The organism is Bradyrhizobium sp. 604_D8_N2_3 (assembly GCF_051810765.1).
GTDB lineage: Bacteria > Pseudomonadota > Alphaproteobacteria > Rhizobiales > Xanthobacteraceae > Bradyrhizobium > Bradyrhizobium barranii.
In genome coordinates, this window is the sequence record NZ_JBPWPM010000001.1 from 3700161 (window position 1) to 3715125 (window position 14965).

General features: G+C 60.1%; 9 protein-coding genes. 5 read left to right on the forward strand and 4 right to left on the reverse strand.

The window, feature by feature from the left end; genetic code table 11:
* The first annotated feature begins 27 nt into the window (after positions 1-27).
* The 5 genes from AB7245_RS17420 (at position 28) to AB7245_RS17440 (ending at position 7360) form a co-directional block, all read left to right on the forward strand.
* Complete coding sequence (locus tag AB7245_RS17420; RefSeq protein ID WP_439034459.1) at positions 28-1158, forward strand: L,D-transpeptidase family protein; 1131 nt, start codon at positions 28-30, stop codon at positions 1156-1158.
* A gap of 554 nt (positions 1159-1712) precedes the next feature.
* Positions 1713-2117, forward strand: coding sequence for a nuclear transport factor 2 family protein (locus tag AB7245_RS17425; RefSeq protein WP_283018593.1), 405 nt, complete (start codon positions 1713-1715; stop codon positions 2115-2117).
* Between the two features lie 1244 nt (positions 2118-3361).
* Positions 3362-3580, forward strand: a complete 219-nt coding sequence (locus AB7245_RS17430; protein ID WP_414643248.1) for a DUF1127 domain-containing protein — start codon at positions 3362-3364, stop codon at positions 3578-3580.
* A 994-nt stretch (positions 3581-4574) separates the two neighbouring features.
* Positions 4575-5651: a hypothetical protein gene (locus AB7245_RS17435; protein WP_071915261.1), complete on the forward strand. Its 1077-nt coding sequence runs from the start codon at positions 4575-4577 to the stop codon at positions 5649-5651.
* Positions 5652-6082: 431 nt separating this feature from the next.
* On the forward strand, positions 6083-7360 hold the full coding sequence (locus AB7245_RS17440) for a patatin-like phospholipase family protein (RefSeq protein ID WP_439034460.1): 1278 nt from the start codon (positions 6083-6085) through the stop codon (positions 7358-7360).
* Positions 7361-7423: 63 nt separating this feature from the next.
* On the opposite strand, the gene AB7245_RS17445 is transcribed toward AB7245_RS17440, so the two are convergent.
* The 4 genes from AB7245_RS17445 to AB7245_RS17460 all read right to left on the reverse strand — a co-directional run bounded on the left by AB7245_RS17445 (position 7424) and on the right by AB7245_RS17460 (position 14946).
* The gene (locus AB7245_RS17445) at positions 7424-10783 is read right to left on the reverse strand and encodes an adenylate/guanylate cyclase domain-containing protein (protein WP_439034461.1); all 3360 of its coding nucleotides are present in this window, start codon (positions 10781-10783) and stop codon (positions 7424-7426) included.
* Between the two features lie 643 nt (positions 10784-11426).
* Complete coding sequence (locus AB7245_RS17450) at positions 11427-12140, reverse strand: ABC transporter ATP-binding protein (protein WP_014496276.1); 714 nt, start codon at positions 12138-12140, stop codon at positions 11427-11429.
* Positions 12137-13906: a branched-chain amino acid ABC transporter ATP-binding protein/permease gene (locus AB7245_RS17455; protein WP_439034462.1), complete on the reverse strand. Its 1770-nt coding sequence runs from the start codon at positions 13904-13906 to the stop codon at positions 12137-12139. Before AB7245_RS17455 ends, AB7245_RS17450 begins: the two co-directional genes overlap by 4 nt.
* Positions 13903-14946, reverse strand: a complete 1044-nt coding sequence (locus AB7245_RS17460; RefSeq protein WP_439034463.1) for a branched-chain amino acid ABC transporter permease — start codon at positions 14944-14946, stop codon at positions 13903-13905. Before AB7245_RS17460 ends, AB7245_RS17455 begins: the two co-directional genes overlap by 4 nt.
* Positions 14947-14965 lie beyond the last annotated feature (19 nt).

Genomic DNA, 14965 nt, shown 5'->3' on the forward strand with positions numbered 1-14965 from the left:
AGCAGATTCCACGCCCGAGGTAAGGTCATGATCGGCGCCACGGCACTCCGTGCGCTTGTGCTGACTGCAGCTTTTTTCGCGGCGTTGTCGCCGGCCACCTGCCTTGGCGAAAACAGCAACCGCTTGCCGGCCAAGGCTACAAAGGAGCTACCACCCGAGTTGCTCTCGCTGCTCCGACAAAAGAAGATGCCAAAATACTCGCCTATCCTTGTGCGCGTCTTCAAGCAAGAGGCGGAGCTCGAAGTCTGGAAACAGGACACCACCGGCCTCTTCAAAATCCTCAAGGTGTACCCGATCTGTCGGTGGTCGGGGGATCTCGGGCCGAAACTGAAGGAGGGTGACCGTCAGGCTCCAGAGGGGTTCTATACGATTACTCCCGAGCTGATGAATCCCAACTCCGATTACCATCTCGCGATCAACGTCGGCTTTCCCAACAGCTTCGACAAGGCAAACAATCGCGACGGCAGCTTACTCATGATCCATGGCGACTGCTCATCGAGCGGTTGCTATGCCATGACCGACGAACAGATAAGCGAGATCTATTCGCTAGCGCGGGACTCCCTCGGCGGCCGACCGTCCTTTCAGGTCCAGGCTTATCCATTCCGCCTGACGTCGGCAAACCTGGCGCAGCATCGAAATAGCCCGAACCTCTCCTTCTGGAAAATGCTCAAAGTCGGCAACGATCACTTCGAGACGACGCATCTCGAACCTAAGGTGGACGTGTGCAATCGACGCTATGTGTTCGATGCGCAAGCTCCACCAAATTCGCCGTATCCTCTCGTGTTCAGTCCCACCGATAAATGCCCCGCGTTTGTTGTGGATTCCAAAATTGCGCGGCGGGCGCTTGAGAAGCAACGTACCGACGAACTCGAATTCGCGCGATTGCTCAATGACAACGTCCCGGCAGCCCCGATCTATAGCGGACTGGACGGCGGAATGAACGAGGCTTTTCTAGCAAAGTATCTGGTCAGAGTGACGCTTGCGAAAGTGATGCCGTATGCATCTTATCTGCCGCAACTGCCGCCAATCCCCTGGGTCACCAACGATGGTTCGTTGACGAGTAGATGGTTTGGCACCTCGTTCTCGAAACCGATTGCATGTGATCTGGCCCGTTCCAGCTTCCTGTCGACCGTCGTGGAAGGAGACGACGGGTGCTAGAGCGCCCGCACATCCACCAACCGCTGCTTGGGGCCAATAGGCGAGATCGCCGATCAGCCTTTTGCATTCAATGACCTCGTCGTTTCCATCAACACCTGACGGGCAGGTGAGCTTAACCATCCAGAATCGGTCAAGTGCATTGCCCCTTCGGTGCAAACTGTCTTCTGGCGAGAGATGGGCGTCAACGGTAACATTGCGCACACTGTTGGAGCGGGGAGAGACGAATGATCTCTGCTTGTTGGCTTGCCGTTTGGATCGCGTGCTTCGGCTTAGGAATGGCCGTGGTCTTCCGGACGGGGCTTGGTATTGAACGTTGGTCTCCCGCTCTCGGCTTGGCCTATCTCGTAATCATTGGCCCTTCAGTTCCAATCGTAGCTTGGTTGGCCGCGGATCAGATCGTAACTGTAGAGCAGGCCAGTTGCGCGGAGTTGGACCCAGCAGCGGATCGGCTGAACGGCATGTCGCCATCCGAATTCCGCGTGCGCTGTATCGCAACCCAAGACAATTCGGGTTGGCTTGCTCGTCGCAGAACATGAAAGCTCTGGAGACAAATCATGCCGGAAGCGCTTGAAGTCGAGATATCTGCCTTCTTCAATAAATACATGCAGACATTCACCACCTGGGATGGTGATCAAATCGCCAAACTCTACTGCGCTCCCTGCATCACCATGCGGGGTGACGGGTCGATACATAGTTTTCAGTCACGTGACGAGATTGCGCGGTTTTTCCAAGGAGTGGCCGACACCTACCGACGCGAAGGGGCCGAAAGTGGAACTCTGCACGATGTAGTGGCTGTTCCTATAGGCGAACGCAGTGCTCTCGGAACTGTAACGTGGAAAAACCTCCGACCGGATGGAAGCGTCACAAGGCAATGGCGGCAGTCGTACAACCTTGTTCGCTCCCCCGACGGCTGGCGCATCCTTGCTACGACATTTCACCTAAGCGGGGTACCGAGCTAGTGATTTCCGCTTTGGGTCAAAAGCTGCGGTCAGCCCAACCATCGTGTGACTTCCGCTTTCCCGTAGACAGCCGACATCGCGACGCCTCTTGCGCTGGTCAGCTGGCGTGATTCTGCTCAACCAAAAGCGGTCATGTGTCGATCTCGGTTCTGAAGATGAATGGAGCTCGATGAGATGTTTCGCATTTTATGGCACAGGTAACCCTTGCGCGCCGGTTTCGCCGAGCGCACTCTTGCAGAGCGCTTTCACAAGAACTACGGAGGGTGCGATCATGCCACGGGTCAAGCAAGCTTCGAAGCAGAAGCGCACAGCCAAAGCCGCCACCGTGAAGGTGCTAGGTGCGGCCGGACTGGGTCTTTCGCTGGCGAGTAGCGCATCCGCATCCACGATGCCCGCTACCGGTATCCCGCAATCCAACACCTCGCCAAATCAGCGCTTCTTTCTTGGCGAAGAGGAAATGGCCGACGTCAGTCTGGCCACGTTCCATCTTTTCGATAGAGAAAACTTTGGCGGCGGCGTGCAGCTAGCGCGGGGGTGCGGTGGTTGCGGGTGCGGCCATGGTGGCGGGGGGTGCGGCGGCGGCCGAGGTTGCGGCGGCGGCGGGTTTGTTGGCGGCCGAGGTTGCGGTGGCGGCGGGTTTGTTGGCGGCCGAGGTTGCGGTGGTGGTGGGTTTGTTGGCATCCGAGGTTGCGGTGGTGGCGGGCTCGTTGGCATTCGAGGTTGCGGTGGTAGCGGGTTCGTTGGCATCCGAGGTTGCGGTGGCTTCCGTGGTTGCCGTGGCTTCCGTGGTTGCGGTTGCGGCGGCTGCGGGTTCAGCATCGGATTCTATGACGACATCGGGTTCGATGACTGGGGGTATGGTGGCTGGGGGTTCGGTGGTTGCGCGGGTTGCTGCGGATCCTGGGGAGCGTGCCGCTTGTGCTAAGTCCCACCAAGGACTCTGCTAAGCTGCGATCAGCCTCTCGCTGGTTACGAGTTTAAGGTCGACTTCGGGGCAAAATGCGAAGAACTCAGAGCGAGCAAATCCAGTCCGCATGCCTCGCTAAGCGGACCTCCTTGAGCGGTGTCGTCACTTCGCTGATGGGCCAACATCGGACTTCCCAAGAATACATGACGCAAAGTGATTGTCAGCCGAAGCCGGGGCATCTCCGTTCCTTGGGCCAGAGATGCTACCTGCTGCTGACAGTATGCTGTCAGTAGCACAGCGATACAGTCCTCCCGAACTTATAGGGGGAGATAAAGCTGTGAAGTTGTCTTCAACACGCCTGATCTCCGCTGATATCAAGGCTCTCGTCAACCTCTACGAGGTTTGGGCCAGCGTTGGCGCGACCCTTCATCTCTGGCGGCAGCGTTATCGCGATCGCCGGGAGCTCGCGCGCTGGACCGAGCCCGACCTGCACGATATCGGCGTCTCCCGGAGCGACATCGCGCACGAACTCGAAAAGCCGTTTTGGCGGGCCTAGCGACGGCAGCCGCGCCGGTACCGGGTTAACGGGATTCGAGGTTTAGCCGCCCCCATAAGGTGCTGCCTGCACGTTCCCGAACCTGTTGAAGTTGTTCTCCGGATTATACCCGGAGTCGCGCAGGTTCTTGATGTACATCTCGCGGTCGTTGGAATTACCTGGGCCCACAGCATATGGGCTCAGCCCCCTCGACCCCTCGCTCGGCGACGGCGCAGGCGACGCGCGGCCATGATGGGTCCTCTGTGCGGCCAAAGCGCCAGAAGTAGAAATTGCGAGAATAGCAACGATGACAAGAATGCTTTTGGCCATAGATCAGCTCTTCGATAATCCACGGGACTGGCATGACCGGCACTCGTCGGCCATGGTCGAGGGATGATTGCCATACCGTACCAGGGGCTCGCCCTGGCACCCGTACCCGCGCCCTTCCGCCCAAGCAGGCGGCGCAAGCGCGGCAATCGCCAGTAGTCTGGTCTTTTCGTGGCTGGCGATTTCTGATCACTATACGATGGGGACGACCGCTCTGTCTGGCAACAGGAGGTCCTTCAAACTAGCGCGAGGACCGGTCGAGCCTAAGCCCAATGCCTGCGCGGCGAACGGGTGGTCCGGTCTGGGTCAAAAGGCGACCTTCGGGCGCGGCTGATTTAGGTCCGTTCAACCCTCAACAGCGGACATCGGAACACTGCCGCCGCAGGTCCGAAAAGTGCCATAAGCTGCCATTGAAGACGAAGGCACTTTTTTTTCTCGATCCTGACCGGATTCTTCCCGATGTCCTAAAGTCTATCTTGGTTGAAAAGACACGAGAGGCAGCGAAATGCTACCGGCACCAATCACTTGTTGCTTCTACCGTTGTCGCGGACTCTGCCTTCAGACCTGGATCGTCGCGACTTTCGCAATCATGATGGCCTCCGCTCCACTGCAAGCCTCAACAGCACCAAAAACGTCAGCGTGCGGATACCTCGCTGGTCTAATTGATAAGGCACCGCCATCAGGGCCGTTGTTCCTGCCCAGCTATCCGACCGTCGAATCGGGGCCTCTGCATGGCGCCGCCTACCTCTATGACAATGCGGTAGCCGCCATCGCGTTGGTCGGTTGCGGTGAGCAAGACAAAGCGTATCGGATTGGCTCGGCGCTTCTCTGGGCCATCGACAACGACCGCACCTGGCATGATGGACGGCTCCGGAACGCTTACGCCGCGGGCGTGGTGGGGAATGGCCCCGTCAAACTTCCGGGGTGGTGGGACAATACTCAGAACAAATGGTTAGAGGATCGATATCAGGTGGGCAGCGATGTTGGTAACATGGCATGGGCCATGTTGGCGTTGCTGTCGCTTGATGATGTGAACGCCGGCTCTCGGTTCCGCGATGGTGCAGCACGGCTTGGCGCCTGGGTCGCGCAATGGGCCGATACGCGCGGTACTGGCGGTTTCACGGGTGGTACGTTTGGGCACGAACCGACGCCGGAAGTGCGGACGTGGAAATCGACTGAACATAATACTGACCTCGCCGCCGCGTTTGGCCTTCTTGCGATCCGTACAGGGGATTCGCGCTGGCGCGATAAGGCAACGGTCGCTGAGTACTTCGTAAATACGATGTGGGATCCGGCATGCGCCTGTTTCGCCGCAGGTACCGCTGAAGACGGTGTCACGCACAATCCGATTTTGGCTCTCGATGCTCAGGTCTGGCCTTTAATAGCGCTCCACGGAGCGGTCGAGAAATTTGCATCGGCAATTACGACCGCCGAACAGCGAATGAGTGTCGATGAGGGCTTTTCTTACGGTGAAGACCGAGACGGTGTGTGGACCGAAGGAACGGGCCAAATGGCTCTCTTGATGAAATTGCTCGGCAGGACTGGGAGAGCAGACTCGTTGATCGCTGTAGTCGAATCCCAGAGGTCGCCGGATGGTGGGTTCTATGCCACAACTGCCCGCGAGTTGCCGACCGGGTTCGTGTTGGACACCGATCCGACCAAACCGCGGCTCTATTTCCGATTGTCACATCTTGGCGCAGCTTCGTGGGCTGCCCTCGCGGAACGTGGGTTCAATCCCTTTACGGTGACAAAAGGACTCCCGTAGTTGAGTCGCGGTGCTTCTCGTCCGTTTCGGTCTATTTTGATTTCGATATGTCCGTTCCGGGTCACAAGCCGACATCTGAGCAAAGACTACAAAGCGTCCGCTTTGGGCCAATAACGGAAGTCGCGATTGGATAACAGGTCCGCTGCCATGGTCGGCAATAAATATCGTACGTGAAGTGGTTCACAAATGGACGGGCCAGACCGCGATAAGCTGAGCGGGCTCTTGGCCGTCGTGCGCCAGTGGCATCAGCAGATTCGAGATCGAACATCGACGTCGACCGCTCCGTCGCACGTATCGTATTTCGCAATGCTGGCTCTATGAACTGTCAAATTTGGTTCGATGGCATTCTGTGCGGCCGAGAGCCCAAGAACGAGCAATCGCGTTACGCAATTCAGAAAGTTGATTGGAGAATAAGCCACACGATAAATCAGATGGAGGATCCGATGGTAAAGAGAGCGATTGCGCTCGGCGGAGGCGGTCCGGCAGCAGGATTGCACATCGGGGTTCTGGAAGCCCTTGCCAACGCAGATATAGAGTTTGAGGTGTGGGCTTTGTCCTGCATCGGCGCCTGGGTTGGGATCGTCTACAATCAGTTTGATGGAGTTGAAAACAAAGCCAGGGCGGAAAAGACCTATCAATTCTTCAAGAATGGCGTGTTTCGAGACGACGAAGGCTATAAGCGCTTCCCCATAAACACCGTGTTTGGTCCAGATTGGGCAGGAAGCATGAGCAGGGCTCTGACCAGCTTCGTCATGGATCCCAAGAACTATCTGCATTTATGGGACCCATCGACCATGGTGAATGCCTTCAGGGATTCTATGTCGCTCTGGTTCCCTCAACAGAAGTTCACTATCCCGGACGACGGAGACATCAACAGATGGATCCTTAATCAGGTCCTGGCACCCAATCCCTTCGTTCGCTATCTCACGTCAATGATGTACTTGTCCCATGTCACTGGCCTCTCCAAGATCAACTATCCGAATAGCCAGTTCATGAAGAGCATAAAGTTCGAAGCGCTCAAAGAGCCTGGAAAGCCCGTCATATTTCACAACGCCTGGAATCTTGATGACCATAAGCTCGCGTTGTTTTCCAACCGACCAATGATCCAGCAAGCCGACAAGAAAGAGTACAAAGGGCCAATCAGCGCGTCCAGCCTATGTGCGTGCTCAGCTCTTCCCTTTATCGAAGAAACGGTAGAGATCGACGAGGTTACATACTGCGAAGGAGCGCTGGTCGACACGGTCAACTTCGAGAGCTTGCTCCAGGAGCACCATAACCCACCGGACGATACGCTGGACGAAGTATGGGTCAGCAGGATCGTTGATTCAAAGCAGGTCCGCAAACCGAAAGACCTTCATGATGCCCTGGCGAATCTTTGCCAGTTATTCGCAGCGACCGTTGGCGAAGATGACGTCAGGATCTTCAAATATCACGTGCAGTACGACGAACCCAAATGGGAAGGCATAATCGTCGAGATCCAGGTGCCGGGGCACATCAATTTCAAATGGAATCACAGCAACCTCTATAACGGGCGAGTGTTGGGAAGAGCCGCTGCGGAACAAGCAATCAAGAGGTATCACGCACATGCAGACCTCGACCCGCATGATGGGCCACACTTCATAAATGAGCATCCAGAGAAGAACGACAAGGAGGGATGGCAAGAGGTGAAAGATACGTATCGTAAATGCCAAGAGCGAGCGGATGCCTAGTGCCAAAGGCAAGTAGCTCCGCGACCGCTGAACCAGACTCCAATATCTGTGATCCGGGCAGAATTACTGCAGTCGATCGAGCAGTGCCTTCGCTTGCTTTAGATCCTGCGTTTCAAAACCCTCGGCGAACCCGGCGTAGACGGGAGCAAGCAGGTCGAGCGCTTCCTTGCGTCTGCCCTGATCGACCCACAAGGCGCCGAGGTCCACTGCAACTCGAAGTTCAAGGGCCTTGGCGTATTGGCTTCTCGCCGTTGTCAGTGCGCGCTCGAACAGTGATTGCGCCTCGGTGCCGGCTCCCGGTACTTCATCGAAGAGCAGCGCGCGCGCCTTCAGTCGGTACAGTTCGGCCTCAAATATCCGCTCGCTATTGCGGCTGGTTGTGGCAAGACCCTGTTCGATCAGCTCGAGCGTGGCTTCGCGCTGACGGCTCGACAATAGGGCCGGGCTCAGGAGCACGTATAGGGCCGTGATGCCGAGCTGATAGCCCGCGTTGCGATATTCGTTCATCGCACCCTGGATTTCCGCGAGCGCGGCGGACGAAGGATCAAGAAAGGTGGCACTTATCCCCCGAACGGCGCGCGCCAATCCTCTCCATTGCCGGAATCCGTGCTCCTCCGACAAGGCAAGACAGCGTTCCGCATAGCCGTGCGCAGTCAGGAACTCGCCCCGAAGAGCGTGGAGAATGGACGCATAGTAACATCCATAGGCCTGCGAATGCGGATGACCAATGGCGTCGGCACGCCGAATGGCGGTATCCAGTCGTGCGAGCGCGGTATCGGGGCGGCCCAGCAGCCAGAGCACCCATGACATCAGGGCAAGGTCGGCCACGCCCGCATCCTGGCCGGCGGCACGCGCCGCCAATCTGTCCTGCTCGTTGCTTGCCTCGAACGCTTCGAAGGCCCGTACGATCACTTCGTGGGCTCCTTCGAGATGTCCCATGAAAAGTCGAATCATGCCTTGTCCACGCATCGCGTTGAGCAACGTTGGTCGATCGCCGCGCGCCTCCGCGAGTTCGAGTAGCGCCGAGATCATTTCCTCGGCGACCGGCAACTCACCACGAATGACGCTCGCGGTGGTCAACCAGAACATGATTTGTAGTTGCTCGGGGGGGTCTTCGAGGCGCTGGCACAGCTCGCGCGCGCGAGCGAAGATCGCCACCGCATGTGGCGATGCCGGTCCCTGGGTAGCGATCAGGCATGGTCCCAGCGCGAACTGGAAATCAAGCTCTCGTCTGTCCTTCCGAGCACCGTCGGCCAAATGGGCCAACACCTCGATGCCCTTCCGCAGGTGTGCGATAGCTTCGAGGTTGGCGGAGCGCATGGCCGCCTTCCTTCCCGCCTGAAGCCAATATTCTCCTGCCTTTTCGAACAGTCCCGCCTCCGTGAGGTGGAGCGCGAGAGTCTCGGGTTGAGCCTCCACGATTTCCGGGAACTGTTGCTCGAACACGTCCGCGATGGTGGCGTGCAGCGTAGCGCGTCGGCTCTTCAGAAGCCCGGATTCGGCAGCGTCGCGTACCAGCGCATGCTTGAAAGTATAGACCGCCCGGGGTATCTCGCCCCGGCAGAATATCAGCTCCGCCCTGACAAGCTGGGCAAGCGCCTCCTCCAGCGTCTGCCTTGGCAACTCGGCAACGGCGCTCAGCAGTTCGTAGGAGAACTCGCGCCCCACGACGGCGCCGATCTGAGCCACGTATTTCACCGGAGCCAATCGGTCGAGCCTGGCCATCAGCGATGCGCTCAACGTCGTCGGAATCGCCATCGATGGTAGCGGACGGCTGAGCGTGTAATGGTCGTCCCGCTCCTGCAACAGCCCGGTTTCGAGCACGGCCTTCGTCAGTTCCTCGACGAACAAGGGTACGCCATCGGTACGGGCGAGGATTTGGTGCATGACCTCCTCGGGGAGCGTCTTGCCGGCGGTGACGCGCTCGACCAATGCCGCCCCGTTGCGCCGGCTGAGCCGCGTGAGCGAGATCGTCGTCACATGGGCATGACCAGGCCAGGGCGGGGCGAACTCCGGTCTCGCCGTGATCAGCAGCAGTACGCGAAGCCGCGGCAGCTTTTCCAGTGTAACCGCGAGCAGTTCCAGCGACGTCGGATCCGCCCAATGGGCATCCTCGAATATCACGAACACCGGCTGACGCGCCGCCAATGCTTCGAGCTGGGCCAGGAACGCCGCCAGCGTCATGTCCTTGCGGGTCTGCGGAGTCATTTCGGGAAGGCGATAGCGGTCGCAGAGCGGAAGCGACAGAAGATTGGCCAGGGCCGGCACCACGCGGTCTGCATCGGCGCCAAACCGCAAGAGCAGAGCTTCAAGCTTGGCAAACTTCTCCGTCGGCGTCTCGCCTCGCTCGAACCGGGCGGCACGTTCGAGGTTGACGATGAATGGATACAGCGCACTGTTGGCGTGGTGCGCCGAGCAGAAGTGCCGTACCGTAATGTGTGGTTCGGCCTGGAGCCGCTCTTGAAGCGCCAGCGCGATATGCGACTTACCGATACCCGGCTCTCCAGTTAGAACCACGACGCAGCCTTCGCCTGACGCGGCATGCCGCCAGCGCCGCAACAGCAGTTCGATCTCCTCGTCACGCCCGATTAGCGATGTCAACCGCGTCTTGTGCTGCGCCTCGAAGCGGCTTTCCGCTCCACTGATCCCGAGCACCTGCCAGGCAGGTATTGGTTCCGCCCATCCTTTGAGCGCGACAGGGCCGAGATCGCGGTACTCGAAATGTCCATCGGTGAGCTGGTGTGTGCTCTCGGAAATCAGCACCATGCCGGGCTCGGCGAACTGCTGCAGGCGAGCGGCCAGGTTCGGTGTCTCACCAATGACCGCGTGCTCCTTGGCGGCGCCTTCGCCGGTCAGATCACCCACGACGACCATTCCGGTGGCGATGCCAACGCGGACCTGTAGCCTCGTACCGATATCTGTCTGGAGGTTGGCCACGGCATCGACCAGTGTCAGCCCCGCGCGTGTCGCCTGCTCGGCATCGTCCTCGTGGGCCTGGGGATAGCCGAAATAGGCAAGCACGCCATCCCCCATGTACCGCGCGATGACGCCCTCATTCCGGGCGATAACACCCGCGATGCAGTCGTGATAGGCACCGATTACCGAGCGCAAGTCCTCTGGATCCAGTCGGGCCGCAAGTGCCGACGAGTCCACCAGATCGCAAAACATGACCGTCAGTTGGCGCCGCTCGGCGCTGTCCCGCGGCGCCGGTTTGGCGGCCGTTCGGACTGATACGAGGACTTCACTCTTGAGTTCTGCAATTGCGCGCAGAATTTTGCGCCGGTGCCCAAGCAGGACGCCAAGGTCCTTGAGGTCCTGCTCCGTGAGATCGCTAACGACCGAGAAATCGATGGCGTTCTCGGCGAAACGCTGGGCGTACTCCCCCAAACCGATCGATGCGAGCCACTCTGCAGTACCTGTCATGGGATACCTATGGCCTATGCGATAAGAATAGCACATTGGAATAGCCAGCGAAGGCGCATCTATCGCCGGAAGCGCAGATCGCCGGACCTCTCGCCCAATTGAAAGGGCTCCGGCGAAAACTGGATGCTGCCAAGCGATGTCGCAGTTGGGTCAAAAGCCGACATCAAGCAGACGGCCACGATAGGTCTGCCATGAGCCAATAGCGGTCGTCGGCGAGGCCGGACGTAATATGCACTTTGTGCCAAAATGCGGATTCAAAATGGAGCGCAACTGATGTTCGATTTATCGCGCCGACTAGAGCATCATTGATTAGCCTTTGCTGTCGCCCAAGATGTGGGCGCGCAGGCGACGCCATTTCATCGGGTGATGGTGTGCTCCACCGTTCCCAATTGTCGCGGGCGGGCTTTAGCTTGCTGATCCCCTTGTAACTGGGATGTCCGAGTTGGCGATGAAAGCCATCGGCTATCCATGGGCAGCGATGATGGCATTGTGCCACTGTTTTGCCCGACGGATCAAGTTGATTTCGTTAAATCCGCAGTTACTGGGTATCAAACCATTGATATCGCTGTCGCCAGCTACTGTGCATGGGGTTGTTTTTCGATATTTTTGTTGTGTGGCTCGCCGGGCCTGATCCCGGCTCGCTCTAGTGTCCACCTAGATAGGCCGTGATCAGCCGGGGGTCGTGGATGAGATCCTTGGCCGGACCTGACTGCACGACCTCGCCGGTCTCGAGCACATAGCCGTAGTCGGCTGTCTCAAGCGCGGCGCGGGCGTTCTGCTCGACCAGCAGGATCGACACGCCGAGATCGCGCAGGGACGCGATGGTGCGAAAGATCTCGCGCACGATCAGCGGCGCGAGGCCGAGGCTCGGCTCGTCCAGCATGAGCAGTTTCGGCTTGGCCATCAGCGCGCGGCCGAGCGCGAGCATCTGGCGCTCGCCGCCGGAGAGCGTGCCTGCCGCCTGGCGCTGCCGTTCCTTCAGCCGGGGGAAGCGATCATAGACCTCGTCCAATGTCTTCTGGACGCCCGAGCGGTCGCGCAGGCTGTAGGAGCCGAGCAGAAGGTTGTCCGCGACCGTCATGTCGGAGAACAGCTCGCGCTTCTCCGGCACCAGGCACAGCCGGCGCTCGACGCGATCTTCGACCGACATCCTGCCGATGTCGTGACCCTGGAAGACCATGCGCCCGCGCGAGGCCAGCAGGCCGATGGCCGCCATCAGCAGCGTGGTCTTGCCGGCACCGTTCGGGCCGATGACGGTGACGATCTGACCTTCCTCGACCGACAGCGACACGTTGCGGACCGCTTCGACATTGTCGTAGCAGACCGTCACATCAGTCATGGACAGCATCTCGCTCACGCGACGCCTCCGAGATAGGCCTCTTGCACCCGCTCGTCGCTGCGGATCGCGGCTGGCGCGCCTTCGCAGAGTTTTGAGCCGAAATCGAGCACCACGATGCGGTCGACCAGCGACATCACGAACTCCATGTCATGCTCGACGATCAGGATCGTCAGATGGTCTGCCCGCAGCGAGCGGAGCAGTTCCGCAAGCCGCAGCTTCTCCTGGCGGCGAAGGCCGGCGGCGGGCTCGTCCAGCACCAGCAGCGCAGGGTCGGCGGCGAGCGCGCGCGCGATCTCAAGGATGCGCTGGTTGCCTAGCGGCAGATTGCCCGCGAGCTCGAACGGCTTGTCACCAAGCCCGACGCGTTCGAGCTGCATCAGCGCCTCGTGCCGGGTACTGGCTTCCTCAGGCCCGTTGAGGCGGAAGGCGCCGGCGAACAGGCCGGTGCGCGTGCGGGCATAGGTGCCGAGCATCACGTTTTCCAAGAGGCTCATGCGCGGCCTCAGCTTCACATGCTGGAAGGTTCGCGCGACGCCGGCCTTGGCGATGCGGGACTGCGCATCATGCATGATCGGTCGCCCCGCAAAGACGATCTCACCCTTGTTGACCCGGAGCGCGCCGGTCAGGCAGTTGAACATCGTGCTCTTGCCGGCGCCGTTGGGGCCGATGACGGCAAGGATTTCGCCAGCGCGGACCTCGAAGCTGACATTGTTGACCGCGACGAGGCCGCCGAACCGGCGCTCGGCACCATCCACTTTCAGAAGCAGCTCCCCGGGCGTCGGTTGCGCGCGACGGGGCAGGGGCGGCGCCGGTTGAGGTCGCTCGCGTTTGGCCTTGGGCAGATAGCGGGCGACGAAGGGAACGATGCCTTGCCGTGCCCATTGCAAGAACAGGATGAACAATGCGGAGAAGGCGACGATCTCGAGCTGGCCGGAGGCACCCTTGGCGATCAGCGGCAGATAATCCTGCACGCTGTTCTTGAGCAGCGTGACGACCGCGGCCCCCACGACGCCGCCGAGCAGGCTGCCGGCGCCGCCGACCATCGACATCATCAGATATTCGATGCCCATGCCGGCGTCGAACGGACCCGGGCTGATGAAGCGGCTCATATGTGCGTAGAGCCAGCCGGAGAGCGAGGCGAGGAAGGCCGCGATCACGAAGGTCACGAGCTTGATGCGGAAAGCGTTGATGCCGAGGCTCTCGACCAGCGTATTGCCGCCGCGGAGCGCGCGCATGGCGCGGCCGAGCCGGGAGTCCAGCAGGTTGTAGCCGAGGAAAAGCACCGCGGCGACGATGCCCCAGATCAGGAAATAGATCTGGGCGCTCGTGACCAGCGCAATCGAACCGAAGCTGATCGGCGGGATCGACGAGATGCCGTTGAAGCGGCCGAGCCCCTCGACATTGCCGAACAGGAAGCCGATAGCGAGGCCCCAGGCGACGGTCGAGAGCGACAGGAAATGGCCCTGAAGTCGCAGGGTGACGACGCCGAGAACGGTTGCGACGCCGCAGGTCAGCGCCACGCCGAACACGAGGCCGAGCCACGGGGAGTACCCGTTCAACGCAGAGACCCACGCGGTTGCATAGGCCGCGACGCCGACGAACGCCGCCTGTCCGAACGACACGATACCGCCGACGCCGGTGAGGAGTGCAAGACCAATGGCGACCAGCGAATAGATGCCGATATAGTTCATCAGCGTGATGCTGAACGGACTGAGCACGAAGGGAGCCACCGCGAGACACAGCACGGCGAGGACCGCGGCAAGCTGGATGTGGAGGCGCGTCATTCCTCGATCTCCTCCTCGGAATGCAGCGAGGCGAGGGATCGCCAGATCAGGATCGGGATCAGCAGCGAAAAGACGATGACGTCCTTGAGTGCGCTGCTCTCGAAGGAGGCGAAGCTTTCGAGGATGCCGACGCCGACGGCGCCGATCGCCGCACCGGGATAGCTGGTCATGCCACCGACGATGGCGCCGACGAAGGCCTTGAGGCCGATCAGGAAGCCGGAATCGTAGAAGACGGTGTTCACCGGCGCGATCAGGATGCCGGATACGCCGGCCATCAGCGATCCCAGCAGGTAAGCGATCGTGCCGGCGCGGGCGGGGCGTATTCCCATCAGCCGGGAGCCGGTCCGGTTCACGGCCGTGGCGCGTAGCGATTTTCCGACCAGCGTGAAGTCGAAGAAGAGGTAGAGGAGGCCGCTGAAAACGAGGGCCGCGATCACGATCAGCATGGTTTGCCCCGAGATCGGCACGCCCGCGAACTCGGTCGAGAGCGAGGTCAGCGGCTCGGTTCGGACCCCTTCGGGCCCGAAGAACAACAGGCCAAGGCCGACCAGCGCGAAATGCAGCGCCACGGACACCGTCAGCAACAACAGCACGGTGCCGTCAGCGATGGGACGGAAGACGATCCGATCCAGAAGCGGGGAGATCGGCGTGATCAGCATCAGCGCCAGCACGAGCCTGACGGCAAGCGGCGGGTCCAGGCGCATGACAAGCCAGGCTGCACCGACCACGGCGAGCGGAAGCAGGAGATAGAAGGACAGCGCGCGGGGCAGCAGCCGGAGTTCGCCGGAGCGCACCAGCGAGATGATCTCGATCAGGGTCGCAAGACAGGCCAGGATCACAACCAGCGCTCCCGTGCCGGGAAAGCGCTTCGCGTCGAGGGCGGCAAGCGTCAGCGCGGTGAAGGCCGCGATGTCGCCGAAGGGAATGAAGATGACTCGCGTCACCGTGAAGATCAGGACGGTCCCGATCGCCACCAGGGCATAGACGGCCCCGGTGGCGATCCCGTCGATCGCGAGAATGGCTGCAATGTCGCTCGTCATTGAGACGTCGTTGCTCCCT